13 protein-coding genes are annotated in these 15,605 nt (G+C 65.4%); 6 read left to right on the top strand and 7 right to left on the bottom strand.

Features of this window, described 5'->3' with window-relative positions:
* Window positions 1-357: 357 nt before the first annotated feature.
* Window positions 358-1,350 carry a hypothetical protein gene (locus E3C22_RS24385; protein ID WP_167591626.1) on the top strand — a complete coding sequence of 331 codons (993 nt, stop codon included), beginning with the start codon at window positions 358-360 and terminating at the stop codon, window positions 1,348-1,350.
* Here the strand turns inward: E3C22_RS24385 and E3C22_RS04430 are convergent.
* On the bottom strand, window positions 1,298-2,848 hold the full coding sequence (locus E3C22_RS04430; RefSeq protein WP_134760575.1) for a sensor histidine kinase: 1,551 nt from the start codon (window positions 2,846-2,848) through the stop codon (window positions 1,298-1,300). The two genes, E3C22_RS24385 and E3C22_RS04430, sit on opposite strands and share 53 nt — an antisense overlap.
* A gap of 599 nt (window positions 2,849-3,447) precedes the next feature.
* Window positions 3,448-4,119: a class II aldolase/adducin family protein gene (locus E3C22_RS04435; protein WP_134760577.1), complete on the bottom strand. Its 672-nt coding sequence runs from the start codon at window positions 4,117-4,119 to the stop codon at window positions 3,448-3,450.
* A 342-nt stretch (window positions 4,120-4,461) separates the two neighbouring features.
* Here E3C22_RS04435 and ugpB point away from each other — a divergent pair, with 342 nt between their 5' ends.
* The 4 genes from ugpB (at window position 4,462) to E3C22_RS04455 (ending at window position 8,676) form a co-directional block, all read left to right on the top strand.
* Window positions 4,462-5,778 carry a sn-glycerol-3-phosphate ABC transporter substrate-binding protein UgpB gene (gene ugpB / locus E3C22_RS04440; protein ID WP_134760579.1) on the top strand — a complete coding sequence of 439 codons (1,317 nt, stop codon included), beginning with the start codon at window positions 4,462-4,464 and terminating at the stop codon, window positions 5,776-5,778.
* A 79-nt stretch (window positions 5,779-5,857) separates the two neighbouring features.
* Window positions 5,858-6,742, top strand: a complete 885-nt coding sequence (gene ugpA, locus E3C22_RS04445; RefSeq protein WP_134760581.1) for a sn-glycerol-3-phosphate ABC transporter permease UgpA — start codon at window positions 5,858-5,860, stop codon at window positions 6,740-6,742.
* A gap of 7 nt (window positions 6,743-6,749) precedes the next feature.
* A complete protein-coding gene (ugpE, locus tag E3C22_RS04450; RefSeq protein WP_134760583.1) occupies window positions 6,750-7,598 on the top strand; it encodes a sn-glycerol-3-phosphate ABC transporter permease UgpE in 849 nt (282 codons plus the stop codon).
* Window position 7,599: 1 nt separating this feature from the next.
* Entirely contained in the window at window positions 7,600-8,676 is a 1,077-nt protein-coding gene (locus E3C22_RS04455; RefSeq protein ID WP_134760585.1) for a sn-glycerol-3-phosphate import ATP-binding protein UgpC, read from the top strand.
* A gap of 90 nt (window positions 8,677-8,766) precedes the next feature.
* Here the strand turns inward: E3C22_RS04455 and E3C22_RS04460 are convergent, their stop codons facing one another.
* The 5 genes from E3C22_RS04460 to E3C22_RS04480 form a co-directional block, all read right to left on the bottom strand.
* Window positions 8,767-8,961 carry a hypothetical protein gene (locus E3C22_RS04460; RefSeq protein WP_134760587.1) on the bottom strand — a complete coding sequence of 65 codons (195 nt, stop codon included), beginning with the start codon at window positions 8,959-8,961 and terminating at the stop codon, window positions 8,767-8,769.
* A 253-nt stretch (window positions 8,962-9,214) separates the two neighbouring features.
* Window positions 9,215-9,796 carry an ABC-type transport auxiliary lipoprotein family protein gene (locus E3C22_RS04465; RefSeq protein WP_134760589.1) on the bottom strand — a complete coding sequence of 194 codons (582 nt, stop codon included), beginning with the start codon at window positions 9,794-9,796 and terminating at the stop codon, window positions 9,215-9,217.
* Between the two features lie 340 nt (window positions 9,797-10,136).
* On the bottom strand, window positions 10,137-12,374 hold the full coding sequence (locus tag E3C22_RS04470) for an MlaD family protein (protein ID WP_134760591.1): 2,238 nt from the start codon (window positions 12,372-12,374) through the stop codon (window positions 10,137-10,139).
* Window positions 12,374-13,267: an ABC transporter ATP-binding protein gene (locus E3C22_RS04475; protein WP_134760593.1), complete on the bottom strand. Its 894-nt coding sequence runs from the start codon at window positions 13,265-13,267 to the stop codon at window positions 12,374-12,376. Before E3C22_RS04475 ends, E3C22_RS04470 begins: the two co-directional genes overlap by 1 nt.
* A complete protein-coding gene (locus tag E3C22_RS04480) occupies window positions 13,248-14,435 on the bottom strand; it encodes an ABC transporter permease (RefSeq protein ID WP_134760595.1) in 1,188 nt (395 codons plus the stop codon). The genes E3C22_RS04475 and E3C22_RS04480 overlap by 20 nt, the downstream gene beginning before the upstream one ends.
* 168 nt (window positions 14,436-14,603) lie before the next feature.
* Between E3C22_RS04480 and dgcA the strand changes: the two genes are divergently transcribed.
* Window positions 14,604-15,584 carry an N-acetyl-D-Glu racemase DgcA gene (gene dgcA / locus E3C22_RS04485; RefSeq protein ID WP_134760597.1) on the top strand — a complete coding sequence of 327 codons (981 nt, stop codon included), beginning with the start codon at window positions 14,604-14,606 and terminating at the stop codon, window positions 15,582-15,584.
* Window positions 15,585-15,605 lie beyond the last annotated feature (21 nt).

Genomic DNA, 15,605 nt, shown 5'->3' on the forward strand with positions numbered 1-15,605 from the left:
CCGAAAACTGCAAGTCCCTCACCTGCCCCCCGGCTTTCGTCGCAGGCCATCTTCCCGAAGCCCAGTCCTATTCCGGTGGAAGTTACCCCACGGCCCGGATTCCCGTCGAGATCATTCTTCGCGGCCACGTTGCGCCCTGTCGTCGCGCCGGATGCCGGGCGGCCTTGCGACAAGGGCCGACGATCGTTCCGCCTGAAAACGGCCTCGAACTCCCATGTCCAAGGCAACCTGGCTCTCCTGAGGTGATGCCGCCGGACATCAGTCGGGCCGATTTGCCGACGCCTGATCACCCGGTGATCGCGCAATCGTGTGTGGAGTTAATGCCGGCTCCGCCGGACCGTCGTCGTGACAATCCCATTGAAGAGCACACAGCCGAGCAAGGGATGGCGGATCGACCATGCCCTCGAAACTCTCGACGCTTATTCCTGGCCGAGCCTGCTGAATGGTCGCGAGGCGCTGGTCTGCTCGCCCGACCATGGTGAGGCATTGAAGCTCGCCGATGCCCTCGAAAGCGCCGGCGCAAGGGCGACGATTGCCACAGATCAGGCGATCGCACTCGACCGGGCGTCGAGGCGGCCCTTCTCATTTGCCATCTTGGTGCTGGATGGCGGCGGGCTTCTTTCGTCAGCGCTTCACTCGACGCTCCGAGCGGGTCGCGCTCAGGTGGTGATCCTTGCCAAGCCGGAGCACCACGACCCACTGCGCGAGCAAGCCCCGCCGGCCTTCGTTGCCGCTCGATCGATCACGGAGCGCGAACCCGTCCTCACCATCGTCGAAACGACGGACGAGCAATCATTCAGTGAAGACGACGACGATCACTCGCAGATCACATGGGCGGGGATGTGGGACGATATCGCTGGCCGCGACGCCTGTTTCGAGAGGCGTCACCGGACTCTCCTCCCCTGGGAGCCGATCCGGCACCTAGGGCAGGCAGAGCGCCAGAGACTGGCCGATCTCTTCAGAGGTATATGGCTTCTGCAGGATCGGCACCTTGGTCCAACGAGGTTCGACCCCGTCGCGGCCGTAGCCGGTGGCGAAGATGAAGGGGATGCCCATCTGATCAAGGCGGTCGGCGATCGGATAGACCATCTCACCGCAGACATTGACGTCGAGCACCGCGCAGTCGATGCCGACACCCGCATCGAGCAGTTCGCCCGCCGCCCTGAGGCGCATTGCCGGGCCGACCACATGGCATCCGAGTTCCAGAAGCATGTCCTCGAGCTGCAGCGCGACGAGGCTTTCATCCTCCACGATCAGAACACGGAGGCCCTCCATGCGGCCTTCGGGCATAACCTCGTCAGGGGCCAACGTTCGCAACCTCGGATATTCCCACCTCAAAACGGCAAATGAGCCCGTCGGCCGGAAGGTCAAGAGCGACGGTGCCGCCGAGTTCGCCCTCGATGATGCTGCGCAGGATCCTAAGGCCGAAGCCTGGCCTGAGGCCGGACGCGCTCTCGTTGAGCGACAGGCCGGTTTCCCGCCAGGTCAGAGCCAGGCGGTCACCCTCACGGCGAACGAACTCCCAGGAAATTTGGACCTCGCCGTCCGGCCGCGAGAATGCACCATGCTGGCGGGCATTGGCGAACAGCTCGTGGATGACGATCGCCAGCGCCACGCCGGTGCGCGGCGAGAGCAGATATTCGTCGCCGCGATAGGTGATGCGGGACGGGTCGACCGCTTGCGATCGGCCGCAGAACAGCGCCGTCAGCGGGACCGCCTCCCAGCGCCGTTCGGCGAGGATGTTGTGGACCCGGCTGAGCGCCATGATCCGCGCCTCGAAGGCGTAGCGCGCGGCGTCGAGATCGACCGGGTTGCGGAAGGTCTGGCGGGCCATCGACTGGATCGTCGCGAGGGTGTTCTTCACCCGGTGATTAAGCTCGTCCATCAGCATGCGCTGATGATGCGCCGCGCGCATCGCCTCGGTCCGGTCGACGCCCTGGACGAAGACGCCGTAGACGACGCCGTCGCCGTCGCGGACGGGATTGCAGAAGATGTCGACCAGCGACACCACTTCGAGATTGTCGGACGGGCGCCGCAGCATGATCGGCATGCCTTCGCGGATCGTCGTCTCGCCGCGCTCGATAGCCTCCCTAAGGACCGCGGCGAAATCCTGCCCTTCGAGCTCGGGGATCGCCTCGGCGAGCGGCCTCGCCACCATCGGCCGGTCGCCGACGAAGCGAGCGAAGCTGTCGCTGACGAAGGTCGCGATCAGGTCGCTGCCCTCGAACACCACGATCATGCCCGGCGCCTGGCTGAACAGGCGGTGGAACTCGTCGTTCTCGGCAAGGGTCTGCTGATAGGCCGATTCGACGTTCTCGGCATTTCGCCAGAGCGCCAGCTCGGCGGTCGCGACCTGTCCCTTCCAAGGTCCGGAGGTTTTCATCCGGGCGATGTCGGTGACATCGTTGGTGGTCTGGATGACGTAGACCGCCTCTCCCTCGGCATCGAGTATCGGGATGTGGCTGGCACTCCAGTAGCGCAGCTCGCGACCACCGCCGCGATCGAGTGGGCGGCTGATCTCATACGGGATAAGAGCGATCGTGTCGGGCTGCGCCGTCGAAAAGGCAGTCTCGATCGAGAGCTTCAGCCGCTGTTCCGCCTCGCTGCTTTCCGGAAACATCTCGAAGAGGTTCTTGCCGACCAGATCCTCCCGGCCCCGCATCGTCACCGCCTCATAGGCCCTGTTGACGGCGACGAAACAGAGGTCGCGATCGAGAATCATCTGCGGCGCGGTGCCGAGATCGAAGACGCCGGCAAAATCGAGCGCCCCGTTCTTCTGGCCGCTCGGGGCGCCAATCGTCTCACCCCAATCCGCCGCACCGGTGGTTGTCTCTTGCGTTTCGTTCATTCGGTCGGCTCTGCTCGGGCAGGTGTCGCAACGCTCGCGACGCCCTGCCCCCACGGTTGTCGGAATGCGACCCTGCCGGGATGCCCGTGGCTGGCGACTGCCCCCGAGACCGCGTCCGCATATCCCTCGCAATTCGAGACGACGCGCCGATCGGAAAAAGCCATGTCTGCATCCCAATTCATCGTGGCCGCTGGATTGAAAAACGGAGCCGCGGCTGCTCTAGCTTCGGTAAAGAGCGAAGGTGGGCCACCGTCAATCGGCGGAACGTCTCATCTCAACCCCGCACTTCACCATGCCTCTTACGTCAGGATCGAAGGGAGGGACGGTCGTCATCCCGTCGCGTCGCTTTTCGCGCCGCGTGATGTTGGCGGTGCATGGCTTACCGTCGCTCGCAAGTCACGTCCGAGACGGACGACAAAGGCGCTGGTCATCTCAACCATCGCTCCCCTCTTTCAGCACTCGTCGCAGAGGGACATGCAAGCGGCTGGGCGCGGCATGGCCGGCGACATGACGTGTCGATGACGATCGCTTCATATGGGACGCTTGATCGCTTAGACCATAGCGATGCAAATCTTCATCCAAGAAAGTCGCCCTCGGCTCTAAACCCCCGTCTTTCCTGACTGATGGCCATAGCCTGCGAAGCTCCGCAGCACATCGGCAATTTGCGCCTCGGAGAGGAGCACCGGGCCGCCGTCGAGCTGCAGGCTGTAGTAATATTGCCGGGCGAGAGTCTCGAGTTCGACGGCTCGCCACATCGCCTGATCGAGGTCGCCGCCGAGGGCGACCATGCCGTGATTGGCCATCAGGCAGGCGCTGCGGCCCTGCAGGGCCTGAAGGACGAGTTCGGAAAGCTCGGGTGTCCCGTAGCGGGCATAGTCGCAACACCGGACGTCGTTGCCGCCGAAGATCGCGACCATGTAGTGGCAGGCCGGAATCGACCGACGGGTGATCGCCAGCGTCGTCGCAAAGGTCGGATGGGCATGGACGACGGCGCCAGCTTCCGGCTTGTTTCTCAGAATGTCGCGGTGGAAGCGCCATTCGGTCGACGGCTTCAGCGGCCCAGACCACTCGCCGTCCGGGCCGTCGAGGGGCATCGAGACGATCATCTCCGGCGTCATCGCATCATAGGGTGTGGCGCTCGGCGTCAGCAGCATGCGGTCGCCGAAGCGGGCGGAGATGTTGCCAGAGGTGCCCTGGTTCAGCCCCGAGCGGTTCATTTCGCGGCAAAGCTCGATGATCCTCCGGCGCAGTCCGGCTTCGATGTCGTTCAACCGTCCAACCCTTCTGCCGGTGCCCCTTGCCTGTTTATGGCGCCCGCTCGGCTCTGGCAAATGCCGGCGACGGGTTCGGCAGCGGCGAAATCGCCACCCCGATGTCGAGCCGCGGCAATTTCAGCCGCTCGTCGTTCACACCTTGTCCCTTGCCCGCGATCTCTCATCCAAAGTGAGAATGGCCAACGATGCTCGCGCCTTGCGGGAGGATGCGGGCTGTCATAAAACTGTCATGTCGGCGAACGGCCGGGTGACGGGACTTCACTGCAAGGCCTGTCATCAAGCTGTTGCACAGGCTGACCAATAAGCGAAACACCGGATTTCGCACCAGAGGGAGCCCCCATGTCCATCCGCGCACTGATCCTGTCCGGCGTTCTCGCCGCGACCACCGCCCTGCCCGCTTTTGCCCAGACCGAGATCCAGTGGTGGCACTCGATGGGCGGCGCCAATGGCGAGAAGCTCAACGAGATCGCCGACAAGTTCAATCAGTCGCAGAGCGACTACAAGATCGTGCCGGTCAACAAGGGCAAATACGCCGAGTCGATGACGGCGGCGATCGCCGCCTTCCGCGCCGGCCAGCAGCCGGACATCCTGCAGGTCTTCGAGGTCGGCACCGGCACCTTCATGGCCGCCAAGAACGCCATCTATCCGGTCCAGGAGCTGATGAAGGACGAAGGCGAGACCTTCGATGCAAGCGCCTATCTGCCGGCGGTCACCGGCTACTACCAGACCGGTGAGGGCGAGCTGCTCTCCTTCCCGTTCAATTCCTCGACGCCGATCCTCTACTTCAACAAGGACGCCTTCGAGAAAGCCGGACTTTCCACCGACGCAGCCCCGAAGACCTGGGACGAGGTCGCCGAGGACGCCAAGAAGATCATCGACAGCGGCGCCGCCAAATGCGGTTTCACCACCACCTGGCCGTCCTGGGTGAATCTCGAAAACCTCAGCGCCTGGCACAACAAGCCGATCGCCACCGATCAGAACGGCATGGCCGGCACCGACACCAAGTTCGTCTTCGCCGACGAGGGTCTCGTCGCCAAGCACTGGGCGAATCTTGCCGAGTGGCAGAAGTCCGGCGTCTTTCAGTATCGCGGTCGCGCCTCGGACGCCGGCCCGAGCTTCACCTCCGGCGACTGCGCGATGCTGCTCGAATCCTCGGCCGGCCGCGCCAACGTCCTGAAGACCAGCGAATTCAACGTCGGCTTCGGCATGATGCCCTACTACAAGGACGTCGAGGGCGCGCCGCAGAACTCGATCATCGGCGGTGCCTCGCTCTGGGTGATGCGCGGCAAGCCGGACGACCACTACAAGGGCGTGGCGCAGTTCTTCACCTTCCTCTCCAAGCCCGAGATCCAGGCGGAGTGGCATCAGTTCACCGGCTATCTGCCCATCACCAAGGCGGCCTACGAACTCTCCCAGAAGCAGGGCTACTACGAGAAGAACCCGGGCTCGGACGTCGCCATCAAGGAAATCAATCTCAACGAGCCGACCGAGAACTCCAAGGGCCTGCGCTTCGGCAACTTCGTTCAGATCCGCAACATGTTCGAGGAAGAGATGGAGCAGGCGCTGAACGGCTCGAAGACCGCCGAACAGGCGGTCAAGGACGCTGAGGACAAGGGCAACGAGATGCTCCGCGCCTTCGAGGACCAGCAGCAGTAAGCTTTCCGCATCGCAATCCGGCGGCTCCGCAAAGCGGGGCCGCCGCCTGATTTTCTCCTGAAGAGTTCATTCGGTTCCGATGGCGGAAAAACGCGTCGTCTTTCGCGGCTGGTGGTTTCCGGCGCTCCTCCTCCTGCCGCAGCTGGCGATCACCTTCGTGTTCTTCGTCTGGCCGGCGCTGCAGGCGGTGCGCCAGTCGTTCTACCGCGGCGACGCATTCGGCTTCGGCGAGCGCTTCGTCGGCGTGTCGAACTACACCGCGCTCTTCACCTCGCAGAGCTATCTCGCCTCGATCTGGACGACCGTCGTCTTCTCCCTCGGCGTCACCGCCCTGACATTGGTCGTCTCGCTCGGCTTTGCCGCCGCCGTCGACCGCATCCTGCGCGGCACGAGCTTCTACACGGCGATGCTCGTCTGGCCATACGCCATCGCACCAGCGGTCGCCGGCGTGCTCTGGTGGTTCATGTTCGATCCCTCGATCGGCATCGTCGCCTACGGACTGCGCGCCCTCGGCGTCTCCTGGAACCACCTTCTCGACGGCGACGATGCGATGATCCTCATCGTCGTCGCTGCGGCCTGGCGGCAGATCTCCTACAATTTCATCTTCTTCCTCGCTGGCCTTCAGTCGATCCCGCGCTCGGTGATCGAGGCGGCCGCGATCGACGGCGCCGGACCGATCAAGCGCTTCTTCACCATCGCCCTGCCGCTGCTCTCGCCGACCCTGTTCTTCCTGATCGTCATCGACATCGTCTACGCCTTCTTCGAGACCTTCGGCGTGATCGACGCGACGACCCGCGGCGGTCCCGGCCAGTCGACGACGACCCTCGTCTACAAGACCTATGTCGACGGCTTCCTGTCGCAGAATTTCGGCTCGTCCGCCGCCCAGTCGGTGGTGCTGACCGGGATCGTCGTCGCCCTGACCGTCGTCCAGTTCCGCTTCGTCGAGCGGCGCGTCCATTACTGAGGCAAGGATGGTCGAAAATCGCCCCTGGCTGAGCGTTCTCACCCACGTGACCCTGTTTCTCGGTCTCGTGATCGTGCTGTTTCCCGTGTGGATCGCCTTCGTCGCGTCGACCTATCCGTCGACCACCTTTGCCAGCGGCGTCGTGCCGCTGCTGCCGGGGAGCCATCTCCTCGAAAACTACAGCCAGGTGCTTTCCGCGGGCGCGGTGCGCAACGGCCTGCCGCCGGTCGGGCCGATGCTGATCAACAGCCTGGTGATGGCGCTCGGCATTGCATTGGGCAAGATGGCGATCTCGCTGATCTCCGCCTTCGCCATCGTCTATTTCCGCTTCCCCTTCCGGATGGTGGCGTTCTGGATCATCTTCCTGACGCTGATGCTGCCGGTCGAGGTGAGGATCGTGCCGACCTATCAGGTCATCGCCGATCTCAACATGTTGAATTCCTATGCCGGGCTCACCATCCCGCTGATCGCCTCGGCGACGGCGACCTTCCTCTATCGGCAGTTCTTCCTGACGGTACCCGACGAACTGGCGGAAGCCGCCCGGATCGACGGCGCCGGGCCGTTCAAGTTCTTGAAGGACATCGCCATACCCTTGTCGCGCACCTCCTCGGCGGCGCTCTTCGTGATCCTCTTCATCTATGGCTGGAACCAGTATCTCTGGCCGCTTCTGGTGACCACCGACCCGAACTACTACACCGTGGTCATGGGCATTCAGCGGGTCGCCCAGGCGACCGATCAGGAACCGCTTTGGAACCTGGTGATGGCGGTGGCCGTCCTTGCCATCCTGCCGCCCGTCATCGTCGTCGTGGCGATGCAGAAGCTGTTCGTGCGCGGCCTCGTGGAATCGGAAAAGTAACGTGGCGAAGATCGAACTCAGCGACGTCCGCAAGGTCTATCACGGCGGCGTCGAGGCGGTGAAAGGCGTCTCGCTGTCGATCCCCGACGGCGCCTTCGTCGTCCTCGTCGGCCCGTCGGGTTGCGGCAAGTCGACGCTTCTCAGAATGGTCGCCGGCCTCGAGACGATCTCCTCCGGCACCGTCGAGATCGGCGACCGGGTGGTCAACGAGCTGGAGCCGGCCGAGCGCGACATCGCCATGGTGTTCCAGAACTACGCGCTCTATCCGCATATGAGCGTGCGTAAAAACCTCGAATACGGGCTGAAGAACCGCAAGATGGCCTCGGCCGAGATCGCCCGGCGGGTGGACGAGGCGGCGACGATGCTGGAGATCGCGCCGCTCCTCGACCGCAAGCCCGGCCAGCTCTCCGGCGGCCAGCGCCAGCGCGTCGCCATGGGCCGGGCGCTGGTGCGCGAGCCTGCCGCCTTCCTGTTCGACGAACCTCTGTCCAATCTCGACGCCAAGCTGCGCGTCCAGATGCGCGCCGAGATCCGCCGCCTGCAGCGCCGGCTCGGCACCACCAGCCTCTATGTCACCCACGACCAGCTCGAGGCGATGACGCTCGCCGACAAGCTGGTGGTGCTGAATGGCGGACGGATCGAGCAGGTCGGCTCGCCGATGGAGATCTACGAGCGACCGGAAAGCCTGTTCGTCGCGACCTTCATCGGCTCGCCGGCGATGAACCTCCTGCCCTTCGGCGAGAACGGCATATCGGGCCTGACCGCGCCGGACGGACTGGTCGCGGCAATGCCGGCGGCAGGCACGATCGGCGTGCGGCCGGAACACATGCACATGGTCGACGCGACGCGGCCCGTCGCCGATGGCGAGGCGGTCTTCGACCTCACGGTCACCGGCGTTGAAGTGGTCGGGGCGGAAAGCTTCGTCTATGGCGCGCTGGCCGATGACGGGCCGGAGGTCGCGGTCCGCGTCGCCGGCTACAGCCATCTCGAGCCGGGTACCAGGGTCAGGGCTGCGGCCGCGCCGGCAGCGTTTCATCGCTTTGACCAGGCGTCCGGCCGACGGGTGGAGGCAGCCTGAGGCAGCGCGTTGCCAGCCGGCAAAACGAGCGGGCGTGCTCCGGCCGAGCCCGAAGCTGGCGAATGCAGCCCCGTCGTCATCCCGGCGAGATCAGAATCCTTCGCACTCGTCGCAGTCGTCGCAGATCGGGATGCCGCCGATGACGACGCCGTCGGCCATGCCGAATGGCGCGTTGCAATAGACGCAGACGCCGATCGGGTCCTGGTCGAAGAAGCAGGCCTTCGGCCTGTCGCGGCGGCGCTTCTGCGCCAGCCACTCCTGACGCTCCTGTTCCGAAAACGGCATCGGCCGACCCTTCCCTCTTCTCGGGGCACGATCGGTCGATTGGCGCATCTCGAAGCGATCATGCGTACCAAAACGGTCGAACGGGTCGGCGCGGCGATCGCCGGCATCCCGCTCGCCTGAACACCGCCATCATGCCAGTGAGCACTTAAGACTTGCTGACGCCACGCCTCGCAAGTCGCCAGGTCCGGGCGGCTGATCGTCTGGGGGGGCATATGAGGCCCGGCCGGCAGCGCCGGCGCGGGTCCGCGCGTCGTCAGATCAGCCCGAGGGTCCAGCCGACGATCTCGCCGGTGATCTGATCGAAAGCCTTGTTCAGCGCCGCAACATAGGCGCCGTTGCCGCTGCCGGTGACCGGCGTCGCGGCGGAGAAGATGCGGGTGCGCTTCACCGTGCCGTTGCGGTCGTTGAGCGCCTTGACCGAAATGTCGATCCTCGCCGTCCTGCCGCCCTCGGTGTCGATTTCGAAGCGGCGGATCTCCATCACCAGCTGGTAGTCGATCGCCAGCCCCTGCCCCGGCACGCCGACGGCGCCGATGCTGCCGGTGTTCTCGAAGGCCTGCAGCAGCCTCAGCTGCACCATGCGGGGCAGCCGGTCGCTCCACTGGCTCTGGGCGAGGTACTCGACCGAATAGGGCGTCGTCTTCACGACGATCTTGTCGTTGTCGAGGGTCTTGATGGCGGTCGGCTCGGGGATCAGGATCTGCGCGCGGGTGGCGCCGCGGACAGGCAGGCTGGCAGGCGAGGAAAGCTCGAACGTGTCCGGCGGTACCGAACTGCAGCCGGCCAGCAGACCTGCCACCAGCATGGCCAGTATCGGTGTCCTCACGCCATTCATCGTCGCGATCGTCCCCTCGTCCGGCGGCGCGCGGCGATCGCCCCGCCGCGCCTGCGCCTGAGCGCGCCGTGCGTCCGATGGAACGCACAAAGGACGCGCTATCGCTTTGATTCACCGCATCGTGCCTTCCGAAGATCGATTTCGATTTTCGGCCGATGCAGTAGAACCCGGCCAAAGCGGCCGGTTCTCCCGTTGCTTGCATTCGAGACCGAAGCTGTCAATCGGAGCGCCCGCCGGCGGCCCCTGGTGGCGACACAAACTTTCGGCGCGGGTCCGGATTGCCACAAACCGTCAGTCGCCAGGGGCGCTTGCGGCTTGCCGGGCATCGCCAAGCCGATCCTCAGCGGCGGGTGCGCCCATCGAACTGCTTCACATCGTCGCCGCCATAGATGATCCGGCTCGGATTGTTGGAGAAGTCGGTGACCGCGTCGTCGATCCGGTTCACCGTCCGGTTGACCGAGCGCATCAGCGTCTGGAACTCCTGCAGTCCCTGCCCGGAGAAGCGCTGCAGATTGGCCGAGATCGGCGTCACCTGCTCCTGGATCGACTGCGCCGCGCCGCGCACCGCCTGGAGCGCGCCGGAAAGCTCGCTGCCGAGCTTGGTGCCGCTGCCGGCCCCGGCGAAGACCTCGTCGATCGAGCGGATGACGCCGTCGATCTTGGTGGAGGCGCTCTTCAGGCTCTCGCTGGTGGTCTCGACATTGGCGATGATGCGGTCGATCTCCGGCCGCTTCTCGCCGATGTCGTTGGCGACCTTGGCGATCGAATCGGCGGCATTGGCGACGTTGCCGGTCGCCGAGGAGATGTTCTCGACCGCCTGGTTGACCTTGCCAGGATCAAAGCTGGCGACCAGCGTGTCGATCTGCGCCCTCGTCTCGGAGAAGCCCTTCACGGCATTGTCGATGGTCAGCACCGCCGAATTCACCCGGTCGACGATCGACTGGATCTCCGGCGTCTTCTCGCGCACCGCGCCGGTGATGGCGTCGACATTGGCGATCGACTTGTTGATCGCCGCCGTGTCGATCGAATCGACGACGCCCCGGGCGCTGTCGATGGTGGCGTTCAGCTTGGCCGACGCGTCGGTGACGTTGGCACTGATCGGCCCGAGGCGCTGCAGCAGCTGATCGATCTCGTCGGTACGCTGGGCGACCGTCGTCGAGATCCTGTTGACATTCTGGACGGTGTTGGCAAAGCCGCTGATCGCCGAGGAGATCGCTTCTTTCTGTTGGTTCACCGTATCGGTGATGGAGGCGACGTCGGCCGAGGCGGCGGAGAAGGAATCGAGCGCCGAGGCGACCTTGTCGGGATCGACCGCGGCGACCACCCTGTCGGCATTCTGCAGCGTTACGTCGAGCCGGTTGGCAACGCGGTTGGCGGTGTCTGTCAGCGGCGCGATATTGGCGATCGCCCGGTCGATGTCCTCGCGCCGGTCGGCGACCGTCTGGGTCACACTCTCGACGTTGGAGACGGCGTTCGACGCGCCCTGGACGATGGTGTCGATGGCTCCGGCTTGGTCCTTCAGCTTCTGGCTGAGATCGGCGACGTTGGTCGCCGTAGTCGAGACGCCGTCCAGCGTCGTCGAGACCTTCTCCGGATCGACGGCGGCGATCACCCGGTCGGCGCCCTCGAGCGTCGTGCCGAGCTTGGTGGCGACATCGGTGGCCGTGGTCGCGAAGGGTCCGAGCGCGCTGACGAAACTGTCGATCCCGTCGGAGTTGCGGTTGATCACCTCGCCGATCCGGCCGACGCCATTCGCCGCCGACTGTACAGAGTCCATCACCTCGCCGAGCTTGTCCGACTGGTTGCGGACATTCGCCGTCACCTGGGTAACGTTGTCGACGATCTGTGCGACCTCGTCTGTGTCGACGGCGCCGAGGATCGCCTGCGCGCGGGCAATCGTAGGCGGCAGCGCGTCCGCGACGCGGCGGGCACTGACCGTGAGCTTCGACAGCGAGTCGACGAAGTCGTCGATGTTGTCGGTGTTCTTGGCAAGCGCCGCGGTGAAGGTCTCGACGTTTTCAGAGGTCTTGGCGACGTTGGCGACGGTGGTCTGGACGCCCGGCCCGGCGCCCTTCACGATGCTCTCGAACTCGCCGAGAATGTTGTTGGCGCGGTCGGCGATGTCGCGGGCGGTCGCCAGGATGTCGGTGACGTCGGACGGGTTGGCCCGGATGACCGGCGTGACGCCCTGGTCGCGGGCCTCCTGGATGAGGTTACCGCTCGATGCGTCGCCGCCCTTCAGCTCGATGAAGGCGAGACCGGTGAGGCCCTGAAAGCCGATATTGGCCTGGGTGTTGTCCTTGATCGGGATGGTCGGATCGACCGCCGTCGAGGCGATGACGACACCGGGATTGTTGTTGTCGATCCTGAGCGCCGTCACCTGGCCGACCGGCAGGCCGTTGAACAGCACCTGGCTGCCGCTCTGCAGGCCGGTCACCGAGCCTTCGATGCGCACCAGCAGTGGCACCCGGCTGTCGCCGCTGGAGGCGAAGACGGTCCAGTAGGTGAAGCCGACGGCGAGCGCCAGCACGACCAGGGTGAAGATGCCGACGCGGACGTAATTGGCCTTGGTTTCCATCAGGCGGCTCCAGCGGTCTTTTTCGGCGACGGCGCGGGGTCCTGGTCGGGCAGGACGACCGTTCGCGCACGCTTGCCGTGGAAGTAGGATTTCACCCAGGGGTGATCGTAGGACAGCATCTTCGACAGCGGCCCTTCGACCAGCACCTTCTTGTCGCCGAGAACGGCGATGCGGTCGCAGGCCTGAAACAGGCTGTCGAGATCGTGGGTCACCATGTAGACGCTGAGACCCAGCGTATCGCGCAGGGTCATGATCAGCTGGTCGAAGTCGGCGGCGCCGATCGGATCGAGGCCGGAGGTCGGCTCGTCGAGGAAGACGATCTCCGGGTCGAGGGCGAGCGCCCGGGCGAGCGCGGCGCGCTTGATCATGCCGCCGGAGAGTTCGGACGGGTACTTGTCGGCGGCGTCCGGCGCGAGGCCGACGAGATCGATCTTCAGCCGCGCCAGTTCGCCCATCAGCTTCGGTGAGAGGTCGAGATATTCCTTCATCGGAACCTCGATGTTCTCGCGCACCGTCAGCGAGGAAAACAGCGCGCCGTGCTGGAAGAGCACCCCCCAGCGCCGCTCGACCGACAGCTTCTCGCGGTCGCTCGCCCCGTGATAGTCGATGCCGAACACCTCGATCGTGCCGCTCTGCTTCGGATTGAGGCCGAGGATCGTGCGCAGGAGCACCGACTTGCCGGCACCGGACGGGCCGACGAAGCCGAGGATTTCGCCCCGTCGCACGTCCAGCGAGAGACCGTCGAGAACCTTCTTGCCGTCGAACGCAACGGTGACGTCGCGCACGCGGATCACCACGTCGCTGTCCCTCGCCGTCTTGGCGGCCGGCGCATGCAGAGCCGATTGCTGGTCCGGAGCGTCGAGTGTCACTGTCTCACAGTCCGATCGAGGCATAGAAGATGGCGAAAAGCCCATCCATCACGATGACAAGGAAGATCGACTTGACCACCGAGGCGGTGACCCGCAGGCCGAGGCTCTCGGCGCTGCCGCCGACCTTCATGCCTTCCAGCGCGCCGACGATACCGATGACGATCGCCATGAAGGGTGCCTTGATCAGGCCGGAAAAGACAGTGAACAAATCGACGCTGTTCTGGATGCCCTGCAGATAGGCCGAGAAGGAGATGCCGGAATAGATGTTCAGCGTCAGCATGCCGCCGAGAAGGGCGGCGAGATTGGCGAGCACCGTCAGGAGCGGCAGCGCGATGGTCAGCGCCACCAGCCGCGGAAAGACGAGGACGCCGATCGGGTTGAGACCGATGACGTGCAGCGCGTCGATCTCCTCGCGCATCTTCATCGAGCCAATTTCGGCGGTGATCGCGCTGCCGGAGCGGCCGGCGATCATGATCGCCGTCAGGAGCACGCCGATCTCGCGCAGCACCAGGATGCCGACGAGGTTCACCGCATAGACCTCGCCGCCGAAACGCCTGAGCTGGAAGGCGCCCTGCTGGGCGATGATCCCGCCGATCAGGAAGGTGATGAGGACGATGATGGGGATCGCCTTCACGCCCATCTGGTCGACCTGGTTGAACACCGCCGCCGGGCGCCGCTGGGTGCGCCCCGTCAGCCGGTAGCCGGCGCCGTAGATCGCGCCGCCGATGATGTTGAGCGCGCCGACGGCCTCGTTGCGGACGGCGTAGACGCTCCGCCCGATCGCAGTGAGGACGGCGATCAGCGGGCCGTCAGGCTGGGCACCGGCAGCGGGAGGATCACGGTCCATCGCCTCGCGCACTGCCTTGAACAGCGCGGCGTCGCGATCCGACACGCCGGCAAGCTCTGCCTCGCGTCCCTTGGCGCCGAGATCGCGCGACAGCCGCTCCAGGACGAAGGCTCCGGCAGTGTCGATGCGGCCAATCTTCGAGCAGTCGACGACGACCCTTGTGCCGAGATCGGCCCGCGTCGTTTCCGACAGAACCGGCTCCATCTCGCCGACGGTCCTCGCCAGCCAGTCGCCGCTCGCCATCAGACGCAAGCCGCCATCGCCCTTCTCGCCTTCGAGAAGCGGCTTGACTGCCGATAGGCGGCCGCCCGGCGCGGCCTTGTCGGGCGTCTCAGCCTGAAGCATGGTCCCTCGATTCCGCACCCATCGCGATTCTGGCGCCGTCGGCCGGCGCCATGCGGCGGTGATCCGAGGCCAGGACCGATTCACGGCATCCAAATCGCGATCGCCCACTTCACTGGCACAGCCCTTCGTGGGAATAAACCGGCGCCGCCCCGGGGGAGATCATTTACCATGCCACGTCGTCTTTCGGTCACAGTCGAGCGTTTCCCGCTCACCCAGCCGTTCCGCATCGCCCGCGGCGCCAAGACCGAGGCGGCCGTCGTCACCTGCGAGATCGCCGACGAGTTCGGCCGCGGCTGGGCCGAATGCGTCCCCTATCCGCGCTATGGCGAGAGCATCGAGAGCGTCATCGAACAGATCGAGGGCGTGCGAGCGCTCATCGAGCGCGGCGGCTCGCGCGACAGCCTCGAGGCGCAGCTCGCCCCCGGAGCTGCGCGCAATGCCCTCGACTGTGCCCTGTGGGACCTCGAGGCGAAATCCACCGGCGGCCATGTCGCGGCGATCGTCTGCGGCCGGGTGCCGCGCCCGGTGGAGACCGCCTACACGATCAGTCTCGACACGGCCGAGGCGATGGCGAGCGCCGCCAGGGCCTCGGGCCGTAATCTCCTGAAGATCAAGCTCGGCACCGCCGACGACCGCGAGCGTATCCGCGCCGTCAAGGCGGCGGCGCGCGGCGCGCGGCTGATCCTCGACGCCAACGAAGGCTGGACCGAGGAGAACCTCAAGGACCACCTGCTTGCCGCCGCGGCCGCCGGGGCCGTCCTCGTCGAGCAGCCGCTGCCGGCCGGCGAGGACGCGATCCTGCGAGACCTACCGCATCCGGTCCCGATCTGCGCAGACGAGTCCCTGCATGTCGGCGGCGACCTCGACAGGCTTCTCGGGCTCTACGACTACGTCAACGTCAAGCTCGACAAGACCGGCGGCCTCACCGAGGCATTGCGGCTCTGCCGGCAGGCGCGCGAACGCGGCTTCGGCATCATGATCGGCTGCATGGTCGGCAGCTCGCTCGCCATGGCGCCGGCCCTCCTCATCGCGCAGGACGCCGAGTTCGTCGATCTCGACGGCCCGCTGCTCCTGGCGAAGGACCGCCCGCATCCCTTGCGCTATTCCGGCTCGATGGTCTCGCCGCCGGACGCGGCCCTGTGGGGATGATCGGCCGACGCAGAGCCTCGC

This window comes from Jiella endophytica (assembly GCF_004519335.1).
Classification (GTDB): Bacteria; Pseudomonadota; Alphaproteobacteria; order Rhizobiales; family Rhizobiaceae; genus Jiella; species Jiella endophytica.

Coding starts and splice junctions, on each gene's coding strand:
- E3C22_RS04430 (WP_134760575.1), bottom strand. CDS start 2,848: ATGAACGAAACGCAAGAGACAACCACCGGTGCGGCGGATTGGGGTGAG.
- ugpB (WP_134760579.1), top strand. CDS start 4,462: ATGTCCATCCGCGCACTGATCCTGTCCGGCGTTCTCGCCGCGACCACC.
- ugpA (WP_134760581.1), top strand. CDS start 5,858: ATGGCGGAAAAACGCGTCGTCTTTCGCGGCTGGTGGTTTCCGGCGCTC.
- ugpE (WP_134760583.1), top strand. CDS start 6,750: ATGGTCGAAAATCGCCCCTGGCTGAGCGTTCTCACCCACGTGACCCTG.
- E3C22_RS04460 (WP_134760587.1), bottom strand. CDS start 8,961: ATGCCGTTTTCGGAACAGGAGCGTCAGGAGTGGCTGGCGCAGAAGCGC.
- E3C22_RS04465 (WP_134760589.1), bottom strand. CDS start 9,796: ATGAATGGCGTGAGGACACCGATACTGGCCATGCTGGTGGCAGGTCTG.
- E3C22_RS04470 (WP_134760591.1), bottom strand. CDS start 12,374: ATGGAAACCAAGGCCAATTACGTCCGCGTCGGCATCTTCACCCTGGTC.
- E3C22_RS04475 (WP_134760593.1), bottom strand. CDS start 13,267: ATGCCTCGATCGGACTGTGAGACAGTGACACTCGACGCTCCGGACCAG.
- E3C22_RS04480 (WP_134760595.1), bottom strand. CDS start 14,435: ATGCTTCAGGCTGAGACGCCCGACAAGGCCGCGCCGGGCGGCCGCCTA.
- dgcA (WP_134760597.1), top strand. CDS start 14,604: ATGCCACGTCGTCTTTCGGTCACAGTCGAGCGTTTCCCGCTCACCCAG.